The organism is Vreelandella sp. ssv (assembly GCF_059448525.1).
On the sequence record NZ_CM182545.1, the window covers coordinates 1,983,729 to 2,007,396 of the forward strand.

The 23,668-nt window shown below is 52.7% G+C and carries 20 protein-coding genes and 4 tRNA genes; 17 read left to right on the top strand and 7 right to left on the bottom strand.

Features of this window, described 5'->3' with window-relative positions:
* Positions 1-9: 9 nt before the first annotated feature.
* Positions 10-783 (top strand): 3-hydroxybutyrate dehydrogenase, encoded by a 774-nt coding sequence (locus AC5TBW_RS09090; RefSeq protein ID WP_495511744.1) that lies wholly within the window; start codon positions 10-12, stop codon positions 781-783.
* An 81-nt stretch (positions 784-864) separates the two neighbouring features.
* On the opposite strand, the gene AC5TBW_RS09095 is transcribed toward AC5TBW_RS09090, so the two are convergent.
* From AC5TBW_RS09095 to AC5TBW_RS09105, 3 genes are read right to left on the bottom strand one after another with little or no spacing between them, the layout of a single operon-like run.
* Positions 865-1,404 (bottom strand): response regulator transcription factor, encoded by a 540-nt coding sequence (locus AC5TBW_RS09095; protein ID WP_495511745.1) that lies wholly within the window; start codon positions 1,402-1,404, stop codon positions 865-867.
* 44 nt (positions 1,405-1,448) lie between these two features.
* Complete coding sequence (locus tag AC5TBW_RS09100) at positions 1,449-2,720, bottom strand: ATP-binding protein (RefSeq protein ID WP_495511746.1); 1,272 nt, start codon at positions 2,718-2,720, stop codon at positions 1,449-1,451.
* Positions 2,721-2,727: 7 nt separating this feature from the next.
* Positions 2,728-3,144 (bottom strand): hypothetical protein, encoded by a 417-nt coding sequence (locus AC5TBW_RS09105; RefSeq protein WP_495511747.1) that lies wholly within the window; start codon positions 3,142-3,144, stop codon positions 2,728-2,730.
* Positions 3,145-3,338: 194 nt separating this feature from the next.
* Between AC5TBW_RS09105 and pyrC the strand changes: the two genes are divergently transcribed.
* Positions 3,339-4,376 carry a dihydroorotase gene (gene pyrC / locus AC5TBW_RS09110; RefSeq protein ID WP_495511748.1) on the top strand — a complete coding sequence of 346 codons (1,038 nt, stop codon included), beginning with the start codon at positions 3,339-3,341 and terminating at the stop codon, positions 4,374-4,376.
* 66 nt (positions 4,377-4,442) lie between these two features.
* On the opposite strand, the gene mtnN is transcribed toward pyrC, so the two are convergent.
* Positions 4,443-5,150 (bottom strand): 5'-methylthioadenosine/S-adenosylhomocysteine nucleosidase, encoded by a 708-nt coding sequence (gene mtnN, locus AC5TBW_RS09115; protein ID WP_495511749.1) that lies wholly within the window; start codon positions 5,148-5,150, stop codon positions 4,443-4,445.
* Positions 5,151-5,181: 31 nt separating this feature from the next.
* Positions 5,182-6,054 (bottom strand): bifunctional methylenetetrahydrofolate dehydrogenase/methenyltetrahydrofolate cyclohydrolase FolD, encoded by an 873-nt coding sequence (folD, locus tag AC5TBW_RS09120; protein ID WP_495511750.1) that lies wholly within the window; start codon positions 6,052-6,054, stop codon positions 5,182-5,184.
* Positions 6,055-6,309: 255 nt separating this feature from the next.
* Here folD and AC5TBW_RS09125 point away from each other — a divergent pair.
* The 4 genes from AC5TBW_RS09125 (at position 6,310) to AC5TBW_RS09140 (ending at position 6,817) form a co-directional block, all read left to right on the top strand.
* Positions 6,310-6,386: transfer RNA gene (locus AC5TBW_RS09125), tRNA-Pro, on the top strand.
* Positions 6,387-6,477: 91 nt separating this feature from the next.
* Positions 6,478-6,554: transfer RNA gene (locus AC5TBW_RS09130), tRNA-Arg, on the top strand.
* Positions 6,555-6,633: 79 nt separating this feature from the next.
* A tRNA-His gene (locus tag AC5TBW_RS09135) sits at positions 6,634-6,708 on the top strand.
* Between the two features lie 34 nt (positions 6,709-6,742).
* Positions 6,743-6,817, top strand: a tRNA-His gene (locus tag AC5TBW_RS09140).
* 108 nt (positions 6,818-6,925) lie between these two features.
* Here AC5TBW_RS09140 and amt read toward each other — a convergent pair.
* Positions 6,926-10,306 (bottom strand): ammonium transporter, encoded by a 3,381-nt coding sequence (amt, locus tag AC5TBW_RS09145; RefSeq protein ID WP_495511751.1) that lies wholly within the window; start codon positions 10,304-10,306, stop codon positions 6,926-6,928.
* Between the two features lie 312 nt (positions 10,307-10,618).
* Here amt and AC5TBW_RS09150 point away from each other — a divergent pair, with 312 nt between their 5' ends.
* From AC5TBW_RS09150 to AC5TBW_RS09165, 4 genes are all read left to right on the top strand, one after another.
* Entirely contained in the window at positions 10,619-11,860 is a 1,242-nt protein-coding gene (locus AC5TBW_RS09150) for an NAD(P)/FAD-dependent oxidoreductase (protein WP_495511752.1), read from the top strand.
* Positions 11,861-12,001: 141 nt separating this feature from the next.
* Positions 12,002-12,211 carry a putative motility protein gene (locus AC5TBW_RS09155; protein WP_495511753.1) on the top strand — a complete coding sequence of 70 codons (210 nt, stop codon included), beginning with the start codon at positions 12,002-12,004 and terminating at the stop codon, positions 12,209-12,211.
* Between the two features lie 209 nt (positions 12,212-12,420).
* Positions 12,421-14,010, top strand: coding sequence for a peptide chain release factor 3 (locus tag AC5TBW_RS09160; RefSeq protein WP_495511754.1), 1,590 nt, complete (start codon positions 12,421-12,423; stop codon positions 14,008-14,010).
* Positions 14,011-14,034: 24 nt separating this feature from the next.
* Positions 14,035-14,802, top strand: a complete 768-nt coding sequence (locus AC5TBW_RS09165; protein WP_495511755.1) for a TatD family hydrolase — start codon at positions 14,035-14,037, stop codon at positions 14,800-14,802.
* 25 nt (positions 14,803-14,827) lie between these two features.
* Here AC5TBW_RS09165 and ygfZ read toward each other — a convergent pair whose 3' ends face one another.
* The gene (gene ygfZ, locus AC5TBW_RS09170) at positions 14,828-15,790 is read right to left on the bottom strand and encodes a CAF17-like 4Fe-4S cluster assembly/insertion protein YgfZ (protein ID WP_495511756.1); all 963 of its coding nucleotides are present in this window, start codon (positions 15,788-15,790) and stop codon (positions 14,828-14,830) included.
* Between the two features lie 175 nt (positions 15,791-15,965).
* On the opposite strand from ygfZ, the gene AC5TBW_RS09175 reads away from it, so the two are divergent.
* From AC5TBW_RS09175 to AC5TBW_RS09205, 7 genes are all read left to right on the top strand, one after another.
* A complete protein-coding gene (locus AC5TBW_RS09175) occupies positions 15,966-16,163 on the top strand; it encodes a hypothetical protein (RefSeq protein ID WP_008957999.1) in 198 nt (65 codons plus the stop codon).
* Positions 16,163-16,570 (top strand): OsmC family protein, encoded by a 408-nt coding sequence (locus tag AC5TBW_RS09180; RefSeq protein WP_495511757.1) that lies wholly within the window; start codon positions 16,163-16,165, stop codon positions 16,568-16,570. The genes AC5TBW_RS09175 and AC5TBW_RS09180 overlap by 1 nt, the downstream gene beginning before the upstream one ends.
* 37 nt (positions 16,571-16,607) lie before the next feature.
* The gene (uvrB, locus tag AC5TBW_RS09185; protein ID WP_495511758.1) at positions 16,608-18,632 is read left to right on the top strand and encodes an excinuclease ABC subunit UvrB; all 2,025 of its coding nucleotides are present in this window, start codon (positions 16,608-16,610) and stop codon (positions 18,630-18,632) included.
* Between the two features lie 4 nt (positions 18,633-18,636).
* Complete coding sequence (gene nei / locus AC5TBW_RS09190) at positions 18,637-19,458, top strand: endonuclease VIII (RefSeq protein ID WP_495511759.1); 822 nt, start codon at positions 18,637-18,639, stop codon at positions 19,456-19,458.
* 222 nt (positions 19,459-19,680) lie between these two features.
* On the top strand, positions 19,681-21,186 hold the full coding sequence (locus AC5TBW_RS09195; protein WP_495511760.1) for a fumarate hydratase: 1,506 nt from the start codon (positions 19,681-19,683) through the stop codon (positions 21,184-21,186).
* 80 nt (positions 21,187-21,266) lie between these two features.
* Positions 21,267-22,685, top strand: coding sequence for a cardiolipin synthase (gene cls / locus AC5TBW_RS09200; RefSeq protein ID WP_495511761.1), 1,419 nt, complete (start codon positions 21,267-21,269; stop codon positions 22,683-22,685).
* A 62-nt stretch (positions 22,686-22,747) separates the two neighbouring features.
* A complete protein-coding gene (locus tag AC5TBW_RS09205; protein ID WP_495511762.1) occupies positions 22,748-23,665 on the top strand; it encodes a LysR substrate-binding domain-containing protein in 918 nt (305 codons plus the stop codon).
* Positions 23,666-23,668 lie beyond the last annotated feature (3 nt).

A 23,668-nucleotide genomic window follows, 5' to 3' on the forward strand; every position in this document is an offset into this window, starting at 1 on the left:
GAATTGCCAATGACTTCCCCATCAGTTGCAACACCGCGTGTAGCCCTGGTAACCGGAACCAGTAGTGGTATTGGCGCGGCGGTTGTTAAGCACTTTTGCGAACTAGGACATCAAGTGCTTGCGGTGGACTTTAACCCTGCGGGTAAAGCGATTGCTGAGCAGTCCGGTGCCGCTTTTTTTGAAGCGGATCTCACCAACGCTGATGCCTGTCGGGCAGCGGTGGCCGATGCCGTCAAGCGCTTTGGTGGTGTCGATATACTGGTTAATAATGCCGGTATTCAACATGTTGCCTCGATTGAAACGTTTCCTGAAGAGAAGTGGCGCCAGATTATGGATCTGATGCTGACGGCGCCTTTTTTACTGACTCAGGCGGCATGGCCGCACATGCGTGAAAAGGGGTGGGGACGCATCGTTAATGTGGCCTCGATACACGCCCAAGTGGCCTCACCGGGTAAAGCCGCGTACATCAGTGCCAAGCACGGCATGATTGGCTTGACCAAAACGGCGGCATTGGAGGGGGGCGAGCAGGGTATTACCGCCAATGCGGTTTGCCCTGCCTATGTAAAAACCCCGCTGGTGGATAATCAAATTGCCGACCAGGCTAAGCTGCACGGCATGGATGAGCAGGAAGTCATCGAGAAAGTCATGTTGAAGCAGGCGGCGATCAAGCGCTTGATCGAGCCGGCAGAAGTGGCGCAGCTTGTCGCCTACCTGGCGTCCGACGCAGCCAGTGCCATGACCGGGTCAAGCTTTAATATCGACTTAGGTTGGACAGCGCATTAACGAAGCAATCCTGCCCCCGCTATAACCTATCGTCATCATGCGGGGGCGGGTCTTAGAGCGCAGAGCTTATTAAGTTAGCGTTTAACGCCGCACCGGACGTTTTTGTAATTTACGCTGCAGAGTGCGGCGATGCATGCCCAGCGCCCGGGCAGTGGCGGATATATTGCCATCATGCTCCTGCAATACTTTCTGAATATGCTCCCAGGTGATGCGATTAATCGAGGGCGGGTTATCAGCCAGCTCAATGTCCGGGTCACCGCTTTGGCGTTCAAAAGCGATGAGCACATCGTCAGCGTCTACGGGCTTGCAAAGATAATTGACGGCGCCGAGCTTAATGGCTTCAACCGCCGTGGCAATGCTTGAGTAGCCAGTGAGTACCACGATGCGACAGTGGGGGGTGATGGCCAATAGCTCAGGGAGTAATTTTAAGCCTGAGCTGTTTTCCAGCTTAAGATCAAGCGTTGCCATGGTGGGTGAGTATTGCGCGGCCATTGCCAGCGCCTGGTCGGCATCGTGGGCAACGATCACCTCGTAACCACGGCGCGTTAAAGCGCGGTTAAGCACATGGCAAAACATTTCATCGTCATCAACAATCAGCAGGCGTTGCTCTCGCGTTTGCATTATGTCCTCAATCCCTTAAAGGAGATGCCAGGGGCGGCCGTTTATTAATTGGGAGCCGCGCAGCGAGGCAGCGTAACTTCTGTTAGCGTACCCCCCTCCGGGTGATTATACAGGCTTACGCCGCCACCAAAGCGATTGATGGTGGCATGAGTTAAAAACAGGCCAATGCCCATGCCTTTGCTTTTGGTGGAGATAAACGTCTCACCCAACTGATCGGCAATCGACATGGCGACTCCCGGGCCGTGATCTCGAATATCGATCACCACGCTTTCCTCTTGCCAATCCAGGCGGATCGCAATGTGCTCCGGGTTGGCATCGGCGGCGTTGTTAAGCAAATTCGTTAGTGCTTGGTCGAGCGTGGCGTCAACCGCTAGCCATGGTCTTCCTCGCCTCTCCGCTACATCGAACTGATGGCTTACATCCGGCCTTAGTACCAGCCAACGCTGCACGACCCCGGCTAGCCATACCTCTGCGTCAAGCACTTCGGGCTCAGCCATGCGGCGTCGATCCGCATTAGTGACTAAATTCTGCAGCCGTGACTTGCATACGTCCACCTGCTGGCGTAGTAGTGAAATGTCCTCATGCAGCTCTGAAGCAGGTGCCGCGTCGGCCTGCATCTCTTTAAGCAGTACCGCCATGGTAGAGAGCGGTGTACCCAGTTCATGTGCAGTACCCGCTGCCTGTGTAGCGACCGCCAATACTTGCTCATTGCGCAGTGCGGCCTCCCGGGTGCGGGAGAGCGCCTGGTCACGACTGCGCAGCGCATGGGCCATTTTGTAGATGAAAAAAGTCACCAACCCTGCTGACAGCCCGAAGTTTAGCCACATACCTAATATGTGCAGGCTCAAAGGGCTATCACTATTAATATGGCCCAGCTGTGGAATCGGATGGTAAGTGAACATCAAAAAGGTATAGCCCGCCATAGAGCACGCGGCAATGATCCAGGCATGGCGCCAGGGTAGGGTGGCTGCGGCAATCGTGACGGGCACCAAGTAGTAAGTAATAAAGGGGTTTGTCGAGCCGCCCGAGAAGTAAAACAGTAGCGTGAGCCCGGCGATGTCGGCCAATAGATGCAGCAAATATTCGAGGTGGGTGACGGCGCGAGGTCGCCCCAGCCGCCACCAGGTGGCGATATTGAGTACGCCCATCGCGATTACCACGCTCACCACCGCCGTCACCGGTAAATCGAAAGCGAGCAGCTCGACCCCGACAATAATCGCCAGTAAAAAACCCGTCCAGGTGATGCCGCGCACAATAGTGAGGCGCACTAAGTTTCGATTGGGCGTAGAGAGCGGAAGCGGTAAGGCGGTGGGCATGAGGAGGTTACTTCGTCTTGGTTTTAATGCCGTGAATGACAAACTTAATAAACAAAGTCATGACGTATGTAGCCCAGCCAGCAGAGGCCAGGATATTAAACAGCAGCATTTTTGGCGGTAACCAGGCACTGCCTAACAGGGCTTCGAGCATAATGTGGAAGAACATTGCTAGCAGCAGAGGCAGGGCTAAAATATGAATCCACATATCGGTTCGCCGCTTGCGAATATGGTAGCGACCTAACAAAAAACGCAATGGTCGATGCGCCCAGCAGAACACCACGAGCGCACCAATCATTAACAAGCTGGCAAGAGTTGGTTCGTTGCTGCCTATATGGACAGAAAGCGAAATTGACCAAGCCAGGCTTAGCCATAACACGCCCTCCAGGCTGGCAATGATATCCGCATAACGTCGCACATTCTGCATATACAATCGGATCCTTAACGTTTAAAGCGAGCTAACAACCCTAGCCGTTAAAACGGGTTCATTAAGAAAAAGTGCCGCCATGATACGACACTTAGGCAAGGGTGTGGTGCTCGAAGAGTGGATTTATCCAAGCGCTCAATTGCGTATACTATCCTTCCCTCTCGTTTTGACATCACACCAGGACAGGACTTGCCGTGGACACTGTAACACTGACTCGCCCCGACGATTGGCACCTGCATTTACGCGATGATGACGCGTTAAGGGCGGTAGTTGGCCATACCGCAGCACAGATGGGGCGCGCTATTATCATGCCCAATTTGACGCCGCCAATCACCACAACCGCGCAGGCGCTTGAGTATCGTCAACGCATTTTAGACGCCTTGCCAGCGGGCAGTGCCTTCGAGCCATTAATGGTTCTTTATCTCACCGATACCACGCCACCGGATGAGATTGAGCGCGCGGCGCAAAGCGGTTTAGTGAAAGCAGTGAAGCTTTACCCAGCAGGGGCCACTACGAACTCTGACTCTGGTGTTACGGACATCGCTCACTGTGATGCAACCATTGCCATGATGGTGAAAGTGGGTATGCCGCTCTTAGTGCATGGTGAAGTGACCGATGCAGAGATTGATATTTTTGATCGCGAAGCGGTGTTTATCGAAAAAGTGATGAAGCCGTTGCTGAAGCGCCACCCAACGCTGAAAGTGGTGTTTGAGCATATCACTACTCAGCAGGCGGCAGAGTTTGTCGCTCAAGCGCCGGACAATGTGGCCGCGACGATTACGGCCCATCACTTACTCTTCAATCGCAATAAAATGTTGGTTGGCGGCATCCGTCCTCACTACTACTGCTTGCCGATTCTCAAGCGCGAACAGCATCGCCAAGCACTGCTCAAAGCCGCCACCAGTGGTAGCCACAAGTTCTTTTTGGGTACCGATAGTGCCCCACACTCTCAAGGTGCTAAAGAGTCAAGCTGCGGCTGTGCGGGTGCTTATACTGCACCCGCGGCCATAGAGCTTTACGCCGCCGCCTTCGATGAAATGAATGCGCTAGACAAGCTGGAAGCCTTTGCAAGCCAAAATGGGCCGCGCTTTTATGGGCTTGTACCTAACGCAGACACCATAACGCTAGAGCGTCGCGAGTGGCGGCTGCCGGAAAGCTACCCTTACGCCCAGGGCGAGCAAATTATCCCATTGCTGGCGGGTGAGTCGCTGGATTGGGCAATTAAAGCGTAAGGCGTTCTGATCACATGAGTTGCTCAGCGGTCGACGAGGCGTCGACCGCTTAAATGAGCTTATGAACTAGCCGTCACCGAGCTGCTTCAGCATTTGATCGACCATTCGCGATGAATGGTCGGCGGCCACTTCCAGAAACTCATCAAAAGAGAGATGGTTATCACCGCTGCCGGGGATGTCCGAGAGCGCGCGGATAACCACGAAAGGGCATTGGTAGAGGTGGCACGTTTGAGCAATAGCGGCGCCCTCCATCTCTACGGCAAGCATGCTTGGGAACTGCGCGCGAGTCGCTTCCACTCGTGCTGGGTCGGCCATAAAAGCATCACCGGTGGCGATCAACCCTTCGCGAACCTTGACCTCCCCTAACGATGTAATAGCGTTGCGCGCTACTTCACGTAGTGCTGTGTCGGCTAGGTAAGCGGCGGGCATCCCCGGCACTTGACCTATCTCATAGCCAAATACGACTGCGTCAACATCATGATGGCGTACTTCATCAGAAATAATCACATCGCCAATGTTTAAGTCGGTGGCAAAACCACCGGCAGAGCCTGTATTGATAATAGCGTCGGGTTGGTGGCGCTCTAATAAAATAGCGGTACCCACTGCTGCGTTGACCTTGCCAATGCCTGATTGCAGCACAATCACTTCAAGGCCATAACGTGTCCCGGTATGAAATGTAAATCCAGCGTGTTCATAGCGTTCAGCATTGTCTAGCTGATCTACCAAAGTGCTTACTTCCTGCGCCATTGCGCCAATAATTCCAATACGCTTCACTGCGCCATGCTCCTGCATCGATAGGGGGAAATCAGCCGTGAGTCAGTGGTGCTGAATCATGTTGCTCAGCGGCTTCCAATGTGTTTTCAAGCAGCGTCGCGACAGTCATTGGCCCAACGCCGCCGGGGACGGGAGTGATAAAGCTGGCGCGTTCAGCGGCGGCGGCAAAATCAAGATCGCCTTTTAGCGTGCCGTCATCTTGGCGGTTAATGCCCACATCAATCACGATTGCCCCAGGCTTAATCCACTCACCTTTGACAATACCCGGCTTGCCGACGGCCACGACCAGGATGTCCGCGCGGTTAACGTGATCTTTAAGGTTTTGAGTAAACCGATGGCAAACGGTGGTGGTACACCCGGCGAGCATCAATTCCAACGCCATCGGGCGCCCAACAATGTTAGAAGCACCTACAACGGTGGCATCCAGGCCGCGTAGCGCAATATCGCTTTGTGCCAGTAGTGTCATGATGCCTTTAGGTGTGCATGGGCGTAGCGCAGGCATACGCTGTGCCAGGCGCCCGATGTTATAGGGGTGAAAGCCATCAACATCTTTATCAGGGCGAATACGCTCTAAAATAGGGCCAGCATCCAAGTGTTTGGGTAGCGGTAGTTGAACCAGTATGCCGTCAACAGTGGTGTCGTTATTGAGTTGGTCAACGAGTGCTTCTAGCGCTTGCTGAGATGTCGTGGCCGGTAGGGCGTGCTGAAAGGAAAGAATGCCTGCCTGCTCGCAGGCGCGATGCTTATTATTGACATAAACTTGAGAGGCGGGATCGTCCCCGACTACAACCACGGCTAGTCCCGGTGCTCGTGCGCCAGCTTCACGGCGTGCGGCGACTTTCTCGGCAACCTGTTGACGAACAGTAGCAGCGATGGTTTTCCCATCGATTAGTTGGGCGGTCATGTAATGGAATCCCTGTGGACGTTAAAAGGCTGAGGCTATGTCTGGAAGCTTGCTGCGCGCGCTACTGTCTAGATAAATCCTGATACCAAGCGCTCGTACGACAGCGCTTTCAAAGGCGGCAATTTTCGCACGCTAGGGCATCCAGGCAAAGCGCCTTCATGAACAATCACTTTAATGGTTGACTTTAAAATTAAAAATAGTAATATATGCCTCGCTTGAGACGGACCAAGCGGTAGCGTCTAGGGTGATAAAAATCGGGATGTAGCGCAGTCTGGTAGCGCGCCTGCTTTGGGAGCAGGATGTCGGGGGTTCGAATCCCTCCATCCCGACCACACCTAAACGTGAAAGGTAGTAGCTTGCTTTTCCAAGCTTTGGTTGTGGTCTAGTGCTCATCAGTATTCGTTATTTCTGAATGCTTATTGTGCGCCCATAGCTCAACCGGATAGAGCAACGGCCTTCTAAGCCGTAGGTTGCGGGTTCGATTCCTGCTGGGCGTGCCACTCACTTCAGTGGTAACAACCCGTCAGAGAATTATATCTTCAAGTATGTAATACCTGTTTTTACGTAAGATTGTCTATGGTGGGTGTAGCTCAGGGGTAGAGCCCCGGATTGTGATTCCGGTGGTCGTGGGTTCAAATCCCATCATCCACCCCAGTGACAATGTTTGCGTTTCCAGTTTTAGGTTGTGGTGGGTGTAGCTCAGTGGTAGAGCCCCGGATTGTGACTCCGGTGGTCGTGGGTTCAAGTCCCATCATCCACCCCATTACCCCCCATGTACTCTTCCTGTTATTTCCTCCTGTTTTTAGTTTCTATTTTTCAGTTCTTATGCCCTTTGTTGGGATTTTTTTGTTTTCGATTTTTAGCATTTTTGCTAACGCGGCATGACTCTAATGCGGTTGCCGGCCATGTTGGTAAGCGGTTCCGGCATGCCTAGTAAATACCCCTGCGCATAATCAATGCCCATCTGATGCAGTGTGTCTAGCGTAGCCTGAGTTTCAACAAACTCTGCGATCGTCTTGATCCCCAGTGCCTTAACCACCGCGTGAATGGCTTCAACCATTGCCCGATCAATCGGGTCTTGATGCACATTGCGGATAAAGTTGCCGTCAATTTTTAAATAGTCGACGGGTAACTGCTTCAAATAGCTGAAGGAGGAGAGCCCGGTTCCAAAGTCATCTAATGCAAAACGGCAGCCATAATCTTTCAGGGTGTTAATGAGCGCTTTTACCCTGGAGAGCTGGGCGATAGCGGTGCTTTCAGTAATTTCGAAACAGAGCGTACCGTGGGGTAGGTCTGCTGTAGAGACTTGGGTGATGAGGTCGTGACAAAAATCAGCATCGGATAGCGAAGCCCCTGATAAATTGATACCCCACAGGCTATGGTTTGGTGGAGATGAGTGGCGATTTTGATCTCCTAGCCATGCCAGGGTGTTACGAATTACCCAGCGATCAATGCGCACCATAAAGTGGTACCGCTCAGCGGCAGGTAAAAAGCTTCCAGGGGCGATAAGTTCACCATGCTCTTCCAGACGGAGCAAAATCTCACGATAAGCGGTAACGTCACCGTATATGGCTTTAATCGGTTGGGCAAAAAGTCGAAAAGCATCGTTATCAAGGCCATTTTGCAGGCGCTGAACCCACTGCAGTTCACCATGCCTCTCCAGTAACGAATGGTCATCGGGTTGATAGCAATGGATTCGATTTCGTCCTGCCTCTTTTGCGGCGTAGCACGCTGCGTCAGAAGCATGTAGTGCTTGACTAAGCTGCATGGGCTGAGCAGCGTTGAGTTCAACCAAGCCAATGCTAACCCCAATCCCAAAGGTGTGCTCTTGCCAGGAAAATCGATAACTTTCGATATCGCAGCGCAGAGCTTCGGTAATGACAAGTGCTTTATCAAGACCGCAGTCCGGTAGCAGTAAGGCAAACTCATCGCCGCCCAGGCGAGCGGCAATATCGCTACTGCGCACATGGGATTTCAGCTTTAATGACACTTGCCGTAACAGTTCGTCGCCCGCTAGATGGCCGCAGGTATCGTTAACTATCTTGAACTGATCAAGATCGAGATAGCAGAGAATGTGTTGGCCATCATCGCGATTCAGCAGCGCGGTGAGCGCTGATTCAAACGCACGCCGATTAAGTAAGTCGGTTAGATTATCGTGGCTTACTTGGTAACTCAGCTGTTCTGTCAGTTGGCGAGTGAGGCTTACATCTTGAAAGACAACGACTGCCCCAAGAGTGATACCACTACGAGAACGTATGGGTGAGGCACTATGTTGGATGGGGGTATGCGACTGGTCACGTTGTACCAGTAGGCAATGCTCGGTGGAGTGAACAGAAGTTAATTGCGTTAGCACTTGCCGGGCTGGGTTGCTGAGTAGCTCGCCAGTGGCTTCCTCGAGTAATGGATATACCAAATGAATGGGTTTATCCATTGCTTCTTCGAGTGTCCAGCCGGTTAAGCGTTGCGCTTCTGTGTTGAGAAAGGTGACGTTGCCGCTGGCATCACAGGTAATAACGCCATCACCTATGGAAGCCAGCGTAGTACGAGCAAGATCTCGCTCTCTGTTTAACTGCTCTTGAAGCTGTCTGCGCTCGGTAATGTCGCGCACCATGCCAGAGCGCTCTGATGCAGAGCCGCTAGCACCTTCGCTAACCTGAACTTCCAAATAGCGAATACGCTTATCATCGCAGCGTCGTTTAATTTCATGGCGCGCGCCGGGGGTTAGCGTAAAGCCAGGCAATAGATGTGAGACGGGTTGACCAATAAGGTTTGCTGCTTTGACATTGAAAAGCTGCTCTGCTCCAGGGTTCAGACTGGTTAGAGCCCCATCAGCCTGCCAGGTAATCACACCATCGCGTAGGTTGCGTATCATCACACGGGTATGCCCAACGGCTGTTTCCAGGGCCGCCGTTACCCGGTTGTAGCTGGCGGCTATTTCACCTACTTCGGTAAACGGGTCGGCCTCTATGCGTTGGCGCATATCCCCCTGTTGTTCGTGTTGCCGCATATGTTCGAGTAGTTGGTGCAGCTCGTTGTTGGCGCCATGCTCGGCTAAATTGAGGCCCATTTTTTCTGCTTCAGGCGAGACGCGTAACGGCAGAAAGCGCCGGGTGATTCGAAATAGCAGCCATGCGCTGCCAAAGCTCCAAACACCGCAAACGATAACGCCAAGTAGCTGAATGCCAAACTGAGTGGGCCGGGACAAGCCGCTGTCCATAAGCGTTAAGTCGGCCACCCAGGGTAAAGCCAGTGTGCCCCAAATGCCCGATACTAGATGGGAGGGGATAGCACTAACGGCATCATCAATGTGCTTTCTTAGTAACCATTCGCTGGTCAACACCATGAGGACACCACTAACCGCACCTAATCCAAAGGCGGCCTGTAGCGAAATGACGTGAGCGCTGGCAGTGACGGCGACCAGTCCTGCAATGGCGCCATTAATGGCGTACATCACATCGGCGTAGCGTCGCGTACGAAATCCCATCAACATGCCCGATAGTATCCCGCCCACGGCGCCGAGAACAGTATTGGCCAAAATGCTGGGTATTTGATCAGTCACCGCCAGTGTGCTGCCGCCGTTAAAGCCGAACCAGCCAAGTATCATAAACAGAGCGCCCAACATGGCGAGCGGCAGATTGCCTGAGGGAAAGGCGGTGGGCGACTTGCCTTGCGAGAAGCGTCCATTGCGTGGGCCGATAGTGAGTACCGCTGCTAGCGCTATCCAGCCTCCCACGCTATGAACAACCGTCGAGCCAGCAAAATCGACAAACCCAAACGATCCTAGCCAGCCTTCCGCACCGCCTAAAAGTCCGCCCCAGGCCCAGTGGCCAAATACCGGGTAGATAATTAGAGCAGTCCATAAAGCTGTCCAGGTATAAGCCAGAAAGGGCATACGTTCCGCCACCGCCCCAGACACAATGGTGGCGGCGGTGGCGCAAAACATTGCCTGGAAAATAAACAGCGTAATTACCCAACTGCCGGAAGCGTCAAGCTGCCAGCCGAGCAACGAGGTACCAATCAAGCCGTGGTAGGAGTCACCAAACATAATGCCAAAACCCACTAACCAAAAAACACTGACGGCAATGGCAAAGTCCGCTACGTTTTTCATAGCGACATTGATGGCATTCTTGGTTCGTGTAGTGCCTGCCTCTAAACAAAGAAAGCCGGCTTGCATCACAAATACCAGGGCCGCCGCCCAGAGTACCCAGAGTGTATCGATCAGCGAGCTGTTCAAATTTAGTGTCGCAGGCATGGTGGTGTCCTTGGCATCTTTTGGTGCAAGTGCGCTTCTCTTTGGTGCTTTATAGGTGGTGCGCGGAAGGGGAAGATACCGTTACAACAGCTCTAATCGAGTGCTGTTATGGTTTCCTAATAGAAACTAAGCAATAGTTATGCCGCTAATAGTGTTGTCATCCTCATTAGCCCTTTTGGCAGCAATAATGACTTATTTCAAGAGTCAAAATAGCGTTTTCTACTGTATTAATGCGGTTGGTTTGGTGATATTTTTCAAATAGTTATTGATCACCAATCGTGGTTCTAAATCGGCAAATCGGAGTGCATCAAAATGGCGCGTCAAACGGTAGTTTTGGGAGCAGGCATGGTGGGTGTCAGTATTGCTTGGCATTTACGCCAGCGCGGACATGATGTCACCGTAGTGGACCGCCTTCAGCCTGGTCGGGAAACCTCGTTTGGCAATGCGGGCATTATTCAACGTGAGGCGGTAAGGCCTTACCCGTTCCCTCGGGATGTCAAAACGCTACTCAGTGTTTTACCTAACCGTCGGGTTGATATCCGCTATCGTCCTGCCGGTATGGTCAACGCCGCTTCACCGCTATTGCGTTATTGGTTGAACTCCGCACCGAAGGCTTACCAGAAAATCGTGCCGGAATACGCCTCGTTGATTCAACTCTCATTGAAAACCCACGGCCCAATGATTGAAGCCGCTGGCGCAGAGCACTTGGTGCGTAAACAGGGGTGGCTTGAGCTCTACCGTACCCCTGAAAAACTGGCCGCTCGGTTACAAGACGCCGAAGAGGCGCGGCGTCTTTATGGTGTTCAGTTCGAGCAATTAGATCGAGGGGCGCTTGCGGAAAAAGAGCCCTCGCTGAGCGATACCATTATTGGCGCCATTCACTGGCTTGATCCCTGGACCGTTGCCGATCCTGGCGCGCTGGTAGCGGCTTATGCACAAGCATTTAGTAATGATGGTGGTCGTATCCTGCAGGCGGATATTCAATCGGTTCAGCAGGTGGGTACCCGGTGGCAGGTCAGCACAGCCGCTGAAACGATTGAAGCCGACGAAGTTGTTGTGGCGCTGGGCCCCTGGGCGGGTAGCTGGCTCAAAGAGCTCGGCTATCACTTCCCGACCTTTGTTAAACGTGGCTATCACATGCACTACGCTTCTCAGCCCCCGGCCAAACTCAATTACTGGGTTATGGATGCAGAGGTTGGCTATCTGCTGGCGCCAATGAATGCAGGCATTCGCTTAACCACCGGAGCTGAGTTGGATCGCTTGGATGCTCCCGCCGATGTGAACCAGCTGGGGGCTGCTGAAAAAGTAGCACGTAGCGTGTTTCCACTCGGTGATCGACGCGATGAAACGCCTTGGAAAGGCGCGCGGCCTTGCTTGCCTGACATGAAGCCGGTGATTGGTCCAGCGCCACGCCACCCAGGCCTATGGCTTGCCTTTGGACATGGGCATCAAGGGTTTACTCTTGGTCCTGCAACGGGCCACTTGCTGGCGGATATGATGGAAGGGCAGCCAACCGCGATTGATATGAAGCCATTTCGCGCTGACAGGTTTTAAATGGGCGCTATACTCGTTAATGATTAGGTGAGTTAGGTCGATAGTAGTAGATGCTGGCAGTAGTCATAGGGACGATATCTTTGCGCGTGATCTAGTGCTTTGCTAGTTTGTAAGTACATTTGCATACCATGAGGTGGAAATATGGATGTAGGCATTAGCAGTTCAGTCAGTGCATCGCTTTATATGAATCAAGCGCAAACTCCCGAGCAAGCGCAAATGCAGGTGTTTAAAGAAGCGCTAGATACCCAGGCACAACAAGTGACCGAAATAATGGCTTCTGCAGACACTGGCGCTCAGCCGGATTTAGCCAAAGAGGGTAATGTCGGTACTCAGGTAAATACCTACGCCTAATGGTTAGGAGTTGCCTCTCATTGCTTGTTTCATTAAAAACGCTGACCAGGTCAGCGTTTTTTTTGGTCTCTTTACGGCTTGGTCACTCATAAAGCCAGCCGCGACAAAAGCAGTCTCCAGGCGTTACAATTGTCCCAATGGTCATTGCTCACCGCGCGCTAATCAATCACTGGAAAGCGTCGCGGAGTAAATATTTTCAAAGAGGCACAATGAAAGAGACTCAGTTAGCCCAAGAAGCGGGGCTTAGACGCACCTTTGCGATCATTTCGCACCCTGACGCTGGTAAAACCACCATTACTGAAAAGATGCTGCTGTTTGGCAACGCTATCCAGTTGGCCGGCTCGGTCAAAAGCAAGCGTAATGACCGCCACGCAACGTCGGATTGGATGAAGATGGAGCAGGAGCGGGGTATCTCTGTGACTACCTCGGTAATGCAGTTCCCCTATGGTGGACGTATCGTCAACCTGCTGGACACCCCTGGTCACGAAGACTTCTCTGAAGATACCTACCGTACACTCACCGCGGTGGACTCTGCTTTGATGGTCATCGACGGCGCAAAGGGCGTTGAAGATCGTACTATCAAGTTGATGGAAGTATGTCGTCTGCGTACAACGCCGATCCTGACCTTTATCAATAAAATGGACCGCGATATCCGTGATCCTATTGAAGTCATGGATGAAGTCGAAACCGTTTTAAATATTCAGTGTGCGCCAATGACTTGGCCGATTGGCATGGGCCGTCATTTCAAGGGCGTTTACCACCTCTATAACGATGTGATTCACCTTTATACCCAGGGGCAGGGAAGCCGTATCCCTGATGATAAGCGCATTGAGGGACTAAATAATCCTGAAGTAGATGCCATTCTGGGTGAAGACCAAGCAGAAGAGCTGCGCATGGAAGTGGAACTCGTGCGTGGTGCCTCCCATGAGTTTGACCTGGACGCTTATCGTCGTGGTGAGCTTTCGCCAGTTTATTTCGGTACTGCCATGGGGAATTTTGGGGTGCGCGAAATGATGGATGGTTTCGTCGAGTACGCGCCACCGCCCCAGGCCCACGAAACCGATACTCGTGTAGTCACTTCCGATGATGATCGTTTCACCGGTTTTGTGTTTAAAATCCAGGCCAACATGGACCCCAATCACCGCGATCGCATCGCCTTTTTGCGGGTCTGCTCAGGCAAGTACGAAAAGAACATGAAGATGCGCCATGTGCGTATTGGTAAAGATGTCAAAATCGCTGACGCTTTGACCTTTATGGCCTCTGACCGCTCCCAGGTCGAAGAAGCCTGGCCAGGCGATATTATCGGCCTGCACAATCACGGTACGATTCAGATCGGCGATACCTTCACCGTGGGTGAAGATATGCGTTTTACCGGTATACCCCACTTTGCTCCTGAGCTGTTCAAACGTGTGCGGCTTAAAGATCCCTTAAAAATGAAGGCGCTCCAAAAAGGCTTGCAGCAGCTTTCCGAAGAAGGCGCTACTCAGGTCTTTATGCCGATGGACAACAACGACCTGATTCTCGGCGCCGTGGGTACCCTGCAGTTCGATGTGGTCGCTCATCGCCTCAAGGAGGAGTACAAGGTCGACTGTCTTTATGAGGGAGTTAATGTCCAGACTGCTCGCTGGGTCTACTGCGAAGATGCTAAAAAGCTTGAAGAGTTTAAGCGTAAAGCCAGCAATAATCTGGCGATTGATGGCGGTGGCTACCTCACCTACATTGCGCCTACCCGGGTTAATTTGCAGATGACTCAGGAGCGTTGGCCGGATATTCGCTTCCAGCCTACCCGAGAACACTAAGTTGTTTTAAGTCTAGGCGTCCCCATGTTGATTGATGCCCACTGCCATCTCGATTTCAGCCAGTTCGATAATGATCGAGCTGAGGTATACGAGGCCGCTGAGGCAGTGGGTGTCAGGCACTTTATCGTACCGGGGACAACACGAGCCCGCTGGCAGCAGGTGCTGAGGCTCGGGGAGCGGGCGGATACGTCGGTATGCCTAGGTCTACACCCTTACTTCTTAGACCAGCATCAGCAATCGGATATTGCTGCCCTCGACCAACAGCTTGGTGAGCATCCTGAGGTAGTCGCGGTAGGTGAGTGCGGTATCGATGGCCGTTTTAAAAACACCCTAGAAACACAGTGGCACTTCTTTGACGCCCAGTTGAAGCTAGCGAAGCAGCACTCCCTGCCGGTAGTGGTGCACTGCGTACATGCTAACGATCAAGTCGCTAAACGGCTTCGTCAGCTTGCGCTGCCTAAGGGGGGACTCATTCACGCCTTCTCAGGCTCAATCGAACAAGCGACTAAGTTTCTCAACTTGGGGTTTATATTGGGTTTGGGTGGTGCCGTGACCTATGAGCGTGCTCAGCGCTTGCGGCGGGCAGTTAAGGCGCTACCGGATGGCGCTTTTGTGCTGGAAACCGATAGCCCCGATATGCCGTTAAGTGGTTATCAGGGCATGCGTAATGAGCCGAGTCGTATTGCCGATGTATGCGCAGTGGTGGCCCAACTGCGCAAGCAAACCCCAGATGAAGTAGCAGATCAAAGCAGCGCTACTGTCGCGACGCTGTTTGGTTTAACACAGGCATGATGTTGGCTTACGTTAAAGCCTAGCGTTAGGCGTTAATGCTGATGGCCAATTGCTCTGGATCTACTCGCTCAATGGCATAGGGCAGCGCTTCTAGGGTAGCTGGCGCTTCTGCTAGAAAGAGAGGCGTGGATTCTTCCGCTACTTTGGTGCTCATTACTGCCAGTAGCTCAACGTCCCCCTGTTGGTTAAACGCGCTAACCACCACTTCGCCCACCGATTTTCCGTCACCATTAACCACGCTGCCACCCACGTCGGGCAGCGTGGCGGTTGTGACGCTAATGCGCATTAGGCGTTTTTTAACTTGGCCGCGAAAGTGCGCTCTGGCCACCACTTCTTGGCCGGTATAGCAGCCCTTCTTAAAACTAATGCCGCCTAGCGCTTCCCAATTTAGCATCTGGGGTAAGAAATGATCCTGCTGGTCAGCGGTTAGCCACGCCAAGCCGCTTCGAATATCTTCAAGCTGCCAAGCATTGCGGCTCGCTTCGTCGTCCTCAATGTCAGACTGTATGGCGTGATCGAAACATATTAACCAGCGGGGTGTCTCACCAGGGTAACGCAGTGCGCAGGCACGTTCGTTATTGATGTGGGTGCCGACTTGCTCTGGTAACTGTACGTCCAGTTGGTCAGCAAGGGACTCGGCCTCACCACTGGCACCGACAAATGTGATGTCGGGCAGGGGAGTCAGTTCTGCGCGATAGAAAGCAGCGAATTTTTTCAGATGGTTGGCTAAACTGTCTAATAAAGTATTACTTAGTATGAGGCGGAAATGGTCGTCTCCTAGGCGCATTAACTGAGCGTTAGCCAGCATGCGGCCCTTGGGCGTACAAAAGCAGGTGAGTGGCGCAAAACGTCCATCGGCTAGGCTGACCTGAGCACTGGTCTGGCCTTGAAGGAATTTCTCTGCATCTGCCCCTTTCACATCTAGCGCGGCTAAGTGACGAAGGCGGACGCTGCCAAGGGCGGTATTGCTAGCGGTAACGGTCGCCATAAAAAACTCCTGAAGAAAGTGGTGTGGTGCAAACGGGGTAACGGTTTACCCATGATAGAGCGTGCGAGTGATGATATTAAATGCGGGCAGCCAGCATTAATTGCAAGGCACTATTAGCGTGCTAGACTCTTTGCCTTGTATCAGTTTTGCACAGGTCAACAGGTAGGGAAACGGTATGGCGCAGCAGTCGTTAACATTTCAGGGTGTAAAATCGGTCGAGCAGGTGAATAAAATAACCACGGCATTGATGATGCTTGATGGCGTTGACAGCGCCGAAGTGGGTCGCCATGGGGCGGATGTTGATGGCCGAGCGAAGCGTGAAACGCTGATAAACGCCATTGAAAAACTTAAGTTAGGTATAAAGGTCTCCTAATGCACATACCGATTACCGTCGTTAGTGAACGCAACCATGCTTTTCGGCAGCGAGTTCAGGTGAATGGCCTGGAAGATTTGTATGGGGATGTGCCGGCGGTAGTCGGTGGTGAAGGAAGCGCACCTGACCCACACGACTATTTCGATATCGCCTTAGGTACCTGCAAAGCAATTACGGTGCAGATGTATGCCAAGCGCAAGGCGTGGCCGCTTGAGGGTATTACCGTCACGGTGCAGCGGGACGATAGCCAAGAAAAAAAGGGGGTCTACAAGCTTGATGTCACGTTAGAGCTTCACGGTATTGATGATCCCGAGCAGCGCGCCAGGCTTGAAGACATCAGCCATCGCTGCCCTATCCAGCGATTGATGACGGAGTCCACGGTCGAAATCGCCACGCGTCTTGTGTAGTTAATCTTGTCTAGTTTTCCCATGATTTGGAGCACCGATGAGCAAAGCCTTTCGATTACAGTCAAAATTTCAGCCTGCTGGCGATCAGCCTGCCGCCATTAAAGGACTGATTAGTGGCCTGGAATCAGGGCTTGCTCATCAAACGCTACTCGGGGTGACGGGGTCAGGTAAAACGTTCACCATGGCCAATATCGTTCAGCAGCAGCAGCGTCCCACCATTGTGATGGCGCCGAACAAAACCCTCGCTGCTCAGCTTTATGGTGAGTTTAAAGCGTTTTTTCCTGATAACGCGGTGGAGTATTTTGTCTCCTATTACGACTACTATCAGCCGGAAGCCTATGTGCCTTCGTCGGATACGTTTATCGAGAAAGATGCTTCCATCAACGACCATATCGAGCAGATGCGTCTCTCGGCCACTAAAGCACTTTTAGAGCGCCGCGATGCGCTTATTGTCGTATCGGTTTCAGCCATCTACGGCCTGGGTGACCCCGACCAGTACCTGAAAATGCGCCTGCACTTCAGCCGTGGAGAGCTCATCGATCAGCGCGCTTTCCTTCGTCGCTTAGCCGAATTGCAATATACCCGCAATGATATGGACTTCCGCCGCGGTACTTACCGCGTGCGCGGTGACGTGATCGATATCTTCCCCGCCGACTCTGACGAAGAGGCCGTTCGGGTGGAGCTGTTTGACAGTGAGATCGACACGATCCGTATGTTTGATCCGCTGACCGGGGCGGTGCATGGCGAAGTGGCGCGGATGACGATCTACCCCAAATCCCACTACGTGACACCCCGGGAAACTATTTTAGGGGCAATTGATGCTATTAAGGCCGAGCTTAAAGAGCGCCTCGAGTGGATGCGCAAGCACGACCGCTTAGTAGAGGCTCAGCGACTGGAGCAGCGGACGCTCTATGATATTGAGATGATGCTGGAGCTGGGGTATTGCAACGGCATAGAGAACTACTCACGCTATCTCTCGGGGCGTGCCCCTGGCGAGCCACCGCCGACGTTTTTTGACTACTTGCCTGACGACGCGCTGCTGTTTATCGATGAATCCCACGTCAGTGTTCCTCAAGTGGGCGGCATGTATAAAGGCGACCGTTCGCGTAAAGAGACGCTTGTCGAATACGGCTTCCGTCTGCCGTCAGCGCTCGATAACCGGCCAATGAAATTTGAAGAGTGGGAGTCGATTTCCCCGCAAACCATTTTTGTTTCCGCCACCCCAGGTCGCTACGAAGATGAGCATGCCAGCCAAACCGTTGAGCAAGTCGTGCGGCCCACAGGCCTTTTGGATCCGGAAATTGAAGTACGACCCGCCAGTACACAGGTTGACGATCTACTCTCGGAAATTGGCCTGCGCACTGCGGTAGGCGAGCGGGTACTGGTAACCACGCTGACGAAACGTATGTCGGAAGACCTGACCGAATACTTTGATGAGCATGGTATTCGCGTGCGCTACTTGCATTCCGATATCGATACCGTCGAAAGGGTCGAAATCATTCGTGATTTGCGCCTAGGTAAATTTGATGTGTTGGTGGGCATTAACCTGCTACGTGAAGGCTTGGATATTCCCGAAGTGTCGCTGGTGGCGATTTTAGATGCGGACAAAGAAGGGTTCTTGCGCTCTGAGCGTTCCTTGATACAGACCATCGGGCGTGCCGCTCGTAATGCGCATGGTAAAGCGATTCTTTACGGTGACCGCATTACCGACTCGATGCGAAAAGCGATGGATGAGACCGAGCGCCGACGCACCAAACAGACCGAACACAATTTAGAGCATGGTATTACGCCGACAACGGTGACCCGTTCGGTAGCTGATATTCTTGAAGCCGCCCAGGCGCCGGGTAAGAAGAGCAGTCGTCGGCGTGGCAATGAACGTAAAGTGGCGGAAAGTGCGGCAGAGTACGATGTGACCAGCATGAGTAAGCATGACTTGCTGGGTGCCATTAGTAAGCTTGAGGATGCCATGTTCGAAGCCGCACAAAACCTGGAGTTTGAAGAGGCGGCGCGGCTGCGCGATCAGCTGCATCAGATGAAAGAAAAACAGCTGGCGCTGGGCTAGCGATATGCCGGAAGGCCCAGAAATTCGCCGCGCTGCGGATCGTATTGAACAACAGATAGGCGGGCGGGTTATCGAAGATGCTTGGTTTGCCTTTCCAGAACTGGCCGATCAGGCAGCTTCGTTTATTGGCATTCGTGTTGCGCGAATAGATACCTGGGGCAAAGCGATGCTAATTCGTTTTGCTGATCAGCGCGTGCTCTACTCCCACAATCAGCTCTACGGCGTTTGGAAGCTGCATGGTGAAGATAAACCACCCCTTACAAAGCGCACGCTTCGCGTTCGATTAACCGCAGAAGGGCGCTGCGCCAGTCTCTATAGTGCCTCCGATATTTCGCTCTGGCACCAAGAAACACTCGCTGAGCACCCATTTTTAGCTCGGTTGGGCCCTGACTTGTTGAGTCAGGAAGTAACCCCAGAAGACGTTCTGCAGCGCTTGAATTCAAAGCAATTTCACAAGCGAAGCTTAGGGGCGCTGCTACTTGATCAGGGGCTGGTGGCAGGATTGGGCAATTATCTGCGTTCTGAAATTCTGTTTTTCGCCCACTTGCCGCCCAACGCTCGACCAGTTGATTTAACCCTCGATCAGCAACACACGTTGGCTCATTGCATTATTGAGATTACCCGCCAAGCCTATAAAACCGCTGGCGTCACCAATCGTGAGGCGTGGATCAAGCAGGCTAAAGAAGCAGGCGAGCCGCGCAGGCAGTGGCGATTTACCGTTTTCGAGCGGGCAGGTCTTGAGTGCCACCGCTGTGGCTCGGTTATTGAGCGCAAAATGGTTGGATCACGAAGGCTCTATCTGTGTCCTCGCTGTCAGCAAACGTAAGACGCTCTTTGGCTAAGTATAAATGCGCTTATAACTATTTTATACCGTTATCTTTCTTAGTAGGTAACATCGACCAATGCATTAGCGATAGCCAATCGTTAGACAGGTGGGAGGGCTGCCGGAGGTGGGTCAATACGGTATACTGCTCACACGCTAAGACGGCACTTACGCAGCTGCGAAAGAATGCCGCTGACTAGTCGATAACCTAGGAGCTGTTAGTCCATGACCGTGATTCGCCAGGACGACGTTATTCAAAGCGTTGCCGATGCTCTCCAATACATCTCTTATTATCATCCCAAAGATTTTATTGACGCCATGGCGGCCGCTTACGAGCGTGAAGAGAACCCGGCAGCCAAAGACGCCATTGCGCAAATTCTTATTAACTCTCGTATGTGCGCTACTGGGCATCGCCCGATTTGTCAGGATACCGGTATTGTCACCGTGTTTGTTCACGTAGGCATGAACGTTACCTGGGAAGCGGATATGAGTCTCGACGACATGGTTAACGAAGGTGTTCGTCGCGCTTACCTGCTACCGGATAATATTCTGCGTGCCTCGGTACTGGCGGATCCTGACGGCAAACGGGCCAATACCAAAGATAATACACCGGCCATTATTCACCACTCGATTGTGCCTGGCGACAGTGTCGATATTCATGTTGCCGCGAAGGGCGGTGGCAGCGAGGCAAAGTCCAAGTTTGCGATGCTTAACCCCTCTGATAGCGTGGTTGATTGGGTGATGGAGCAGCTACCCAAGATGGGCGCTGGCTGGTGCCCGCCAGGCATGCTGGGAATTGGCATCGGCGGTACCGCCGAAAAAGCCATGATGATTGCCAAAGAGGCGCTGCTCGACCCCATCGATATTCAGGATTTGCAGGCTCGCGGACCCAGCAATCGTGCCGAAGAGCTGCGTTTAGAGCTGTTTGAGAAGGTCAATAAAAGCGGCATCGGTGCTCAAGGGTTAGGCGGCTTAACCACCGTGCTGGATATTAAAGTCAGGGATTATCCGACCCATGCGGCCAACAAGCCCGTAGCGATCATTCCCAACTGCGCGGCGACCCGGCACGTCCACTTTACCTTGGATGGCTCCGGCCCTGCGACACTAGAAGCGCCGAAGCTTGAGGACTGGCCAGAAATTACTCGCGAGGAGGGTGAAAACGTCAAACGCGTCAATCTTGATACGATAACACCCGCTGAAGTCAAAACCTGGCAGCCTGGTGATACGCTGCTGTTGAATGGGAAGCTACTGACCGGCCGCGATGCTGCCCATAAGCGCATGGTCGATATGCTGGCCAAAGGCGAACCCCTACCTGTAGATATGAAAGGGCGCTTTATCTACTACGTTGGTCCGGTTGATCCCATTGGCGATGAAGTCGTGGGCCCCGCTGGTCCCACCACTGCCACGCGGATGGACAAATTTACCCGCACCATGCTGGAAGAGACGGGCCTGCTGGGTATGGTTGGTAAAGCAGAGCGTGGCCAAACCGCTATTGATGCGATTCGTGACAACGAAGCAGTGTACTTAATGGCGGTTGGTGGGTCGGCTTACCTGGTCGCCCAAGCGATTAAGAAATCGCGTGTAGTCGGTTTCGAAGATTTAGGTATGGAGGCGATCTACGAATTTGAAGTCGAGGATATGCCGGTAACCGTGGCCGTTGATAGCCAAGGCACATCGGTCCATCAAACAGGGCCTGCCAAGTGGAAAGAGATTATCGCTCAGTCAGCATGACAGAATGATAAGATTGATTAGGCTTTGAACGCATAAGGGCTTCGCTGACGGCGAGGCCCTTGCTTTATGAGGACGTGGTTATGACCTCCTGGTTGCTAGGGACCGGCATCTTATTGATACACCTAATGGGTATCGTTTCAGCTATTATGGCCCTCATGTCCAGCCGGACTTCTCAAGGGGCCGTGGCATGGATTATATCGCTGCTGACGTTCCCCTACGTCGCGCTTCCTGCATACTGGTTTTTCGGGCGGCCGCGTTTTTATGGCTACGTATCTGCCCGAGGCCAGCGGGATACCGTGCTACGCCGAGTTCTTGTGCGCTACCGAGCCAATGTTCAGCCTTATGTCGCGCCCTCTAGTAATGCGGATATTCAGGCGGTTGAACAGCTTGCCATGATGCCATTAACCCATGGCAATAACGCGACACTTCTCATTGACGGACCAGCAACGTTTGAAAGCCTTTTTGACGGTATTGATCGGGCTGAGCAGTATATTCTGCTGCAGTTTTTTATCGTTCGCAGCGACGCCCTCGGTCAGCGCTTAAAGCACCATTTGCAGAGTGCCGCTCGGCGGGGCGTGCGAGTCTATTTTCTCTATGACGAAGTGGGTAGCCGCAAACTAGCTGATAGTTACCTCAATGATTTAATCAGCGACGGGGTGGCAGTCAGTGCTTTTCGCTCTTCCCGTGGCTTTAAACACCGTTTTCAGCTTAACTTCCGCAACCATCGAAAAGTAACGGTTATCGATGGAAAGGAGGGCTGGGTGGGTGGCTTCAACGTCGGGATCGAGTATTTGGGCGAGGATCCCCGCCATGGGCCTTGGCGAGACACCCACCTAAAGCTTCAAGGGCCGAGTGTATTGGGCCTGCAGGAGGCGTTTTGGGAAGATTGGCACTGGGCAACGGATGAAGTGATAAGTCTGAACTGGATGGCGGAGACGTGCTCCTCAACCGATCATCATGTCGTTATCGTGCCATCCGGTCCCGCTGATCGCCAAGATACCGCCAGTCTGCTGGTTCAGCAGGTTATTCATAGTGCAAAACAACGCCTGTGGGTGACCAGTCCTTATTTTGTACCTGATCAAGGCGTGCAGGATGCGCTACGCCTGGCGGCTATGCGCGGTGTGGATGTACGGGTAATGATCCCGGAGCGCCCAGATCATTTACTGGTTTTTCTCTCTGCATTTTCATTCTTGCCTGATATGTTAAGAGCTGGTGTGAAAATATACCGTTATCTTCCCGGGTTCTTACATCAAAAAGTCATACTCGTAGACAACGAAGCAGCAACCGTGGGTACGGTGAATCTGGATAACCGTTCGTTTCGGTTGAATTTTGAAATAACCGCCTTTATCCCAAGCCAGGATTTTGCTGCCAGCGTGCAGGTAATGCTAGAAAATGACTTTGCCCAATGCCGCCGAGTGAGCATAGATGAAATTAACCAACGCTCAGTGTGGATGAAAGTCGTCTCTCGTGCCGCTTATTTGATGGCACCGGTTCAATAGGTTGCAGAGCATAAAAGAAAAATCATTGTGCGCGCACGATGGGTGAGACAAGGAGTCACCGGGTGAATCTTGAAACGAAATGGCTAGAAGACTTTGTGGCGCTTGCCAACACGCGTAGTTTCTCTGCGTCAGCGCGTCAACGGCACGTTACGCAGCCGGCATTCAGTCGCCGTATCCGGGCCTTGGAACAAGCGGTTGATGTGACTCTTGTCGATCGTTCTACTACACCCGTAGGGCTGACGCCGGAAGGGCAGCTATTTTTGGTAACAGCGCGCAATCTGGTCGAGCAACTAAACGAGTCGCTTAGCCATTTGCGGGGCCTGTCAATCGCCAATGAGGCGCTCGATATTGTGGCGGCACACTCACTCGCATTGAGTTTTTATCCGCCCTGGATATCTCGATTGCAGCAGGGCTTGGGTGAGCTGCCGACTCGCTTGGTGGCCATGAACGTGGGAGAGGCTATCCATGTATTACGAGAGGGCAACTGCGATTTGATGCTGGCCTACTACGACCCTTTTGCGACGATGCAACTGGATGCGGAGGTGTTTCCTTCTTTCTCGATTGGTAAGGTCAATATGTTGCCCGTTTCACTACCTGATGCACAGGGGCAGCCTAAGTTTTCACTTCAGCACGATACTTCGATTCCTTACCTCTCTTACACACAAGGGGCATTTTTAGGTCGCAGTGTCCGCATGCTGTTAAAAAATGACCCGCTAAGAATGAAACTTCGCACCGTTTACGAAACGGCCATGGCTGAAGGTCTAAAAGGCATGGTATTACAAGGCGTTGGTGTGGCGTGGATACCCGATTTTTGTATTCGTGAAGAGCTAAAAAGCGGTCGTTTGGTTCGGGCGGGTGACCAAAGCTGGGATATTCCTTTGGAGATTCGCCTATACCGATGCTCGATGGTGCATAAGCCAGGTGTAGAGCGGTTGTGGCGACAAATGATGAAATTGCCGCGGGACTTTTTGCAAGCATAACCT

What these genes read in the sequence shown, in the direction of transcription:
- AC5TBW_RS09090 (WP_495511744.1), top strand. Translation starts at nt 10, where the DNA reads ATGACTTCCCCATCAGTTGCAACACCGCGTGTAGCCCTGGTAACCGGA.
- AC5TBW_RS09095 (WP_495511745.1), bottom strand. Translation starts at nt 1,404, where the DNA reads ATGCAAACGCGAGAGCAACGCCTGCTGATTGTTGATGACGATGAAATG.
- AC5TBW_RS09100 (WP_495511746.1), bottom strand. Translation starts at nt 2,720, where the DNA reads ATGCCCACCGCCTTACCGCTTCCGCTCTCTACGCCCAATCGAAACTTA.
- AC5TBW_RS09105 (WP_495511747.1), bottom strand. Translation starts at nt 3,144, where the DNA reads ATGCAGAATGTGCGACGTTATGCGGATATCATTGCCAGCCTGGAGGGC.
- folD (WP_495511750.1), bottom strand. Translation starts at nt 6,054, where the DNA reads ATGACCGCCCAACTAATCGATGGGAAAACCATCGCTGCTACTGTTCGT.
- amt (WP_495511751.1), bottom strand. Translation starts at nt 10,306, where the DNA reads ATGCCTGCGACACTAAATTTGAACAGCTCGCTGATCGATACACTCTGG.
- AC5TBW_RS09150 (WP_495511752.1), top strand. Translation starts at nt 10,619, where the DNA reads ATGGCGCGTCAAACGGTAGTTTTGGGAGCAGGCATGGTGGGTGTCAGT.
- AC5TBW_RS09155 (WP_495511753.1), top strand. Translation starts at nt 12,002, where the DNA reads ATGGATGTAGGCATTAGCAGTTCAGTCAGTGCATCGCTTTATATGAAT.
- AC5TBW_RS09160 (WP_495511754.1), top strand. Translation starts at nt 12,421, where the DNA reads ATGAAAGAGACTCAGTTAGCCCAAGAAGCGGGGCTTAGACGCACCTTT.
- AC5TBW_RS09165 (WP_495511755.1), top strand. Translation starts at nt 14,035, where the DNA reads ATGTTGATTGATGCCCACTGCCATCTCGATTTCAGCCAGTTCGATAAT.
- ygfZ (WP_495511756.1), bottom strand. Translation starts at nt 15,790, where the DNA reads ATGGCGACCGTTACCGCTAGCAATACCGCCCTTGGCAGCGTCCGCCTT.
- AC5TBW_RS09175 (WP_008957999.1), top strand. Translation starts at nt 15,966, where the DNA reads ATGGCGCAGCAGTCGTTAACATTTCAGGGTGTAAAATCGGTCGAGCAG.
- AC5TBW_RS09180 (WP_495511757.1), top strand. Translation starts at nt 16,163, where the DNA reads ATGCACATACCGATTACCGTCGTTAGTGAACGCAACCATGCTTTTCGG.
- uvrB (WP_495511758.1), top strand. Translation starts at nt 16,608, where the DNA reads ATGAGCAAAGCCTTTCGATTACAGTCAAAATTTCAGCCTGCTGGCGAT.
- nei (WP_495511759.1), top strand. Translation starts at nt 18,637, where the DNA reads ATGCCGGAAGGCCCAGAAATTCGCCGCGCTGCGGATCGTATTGAACAA.
- AC5TBW_RS09195 (WP_495511760.1), top strand. Translation starts at nt 19,681, where the DNA reads ATGACCGTGATTCGCCAGGACGACGTTATTCAAAGCGTTGCCGATGCT.
- cls (WP_495511761.1), top strand. Translation starts at nt 21,267, where the DNA reads ATGACCTCCTGGTTGCTAGGGACCGGCATCTTATTGATACACCTAATG.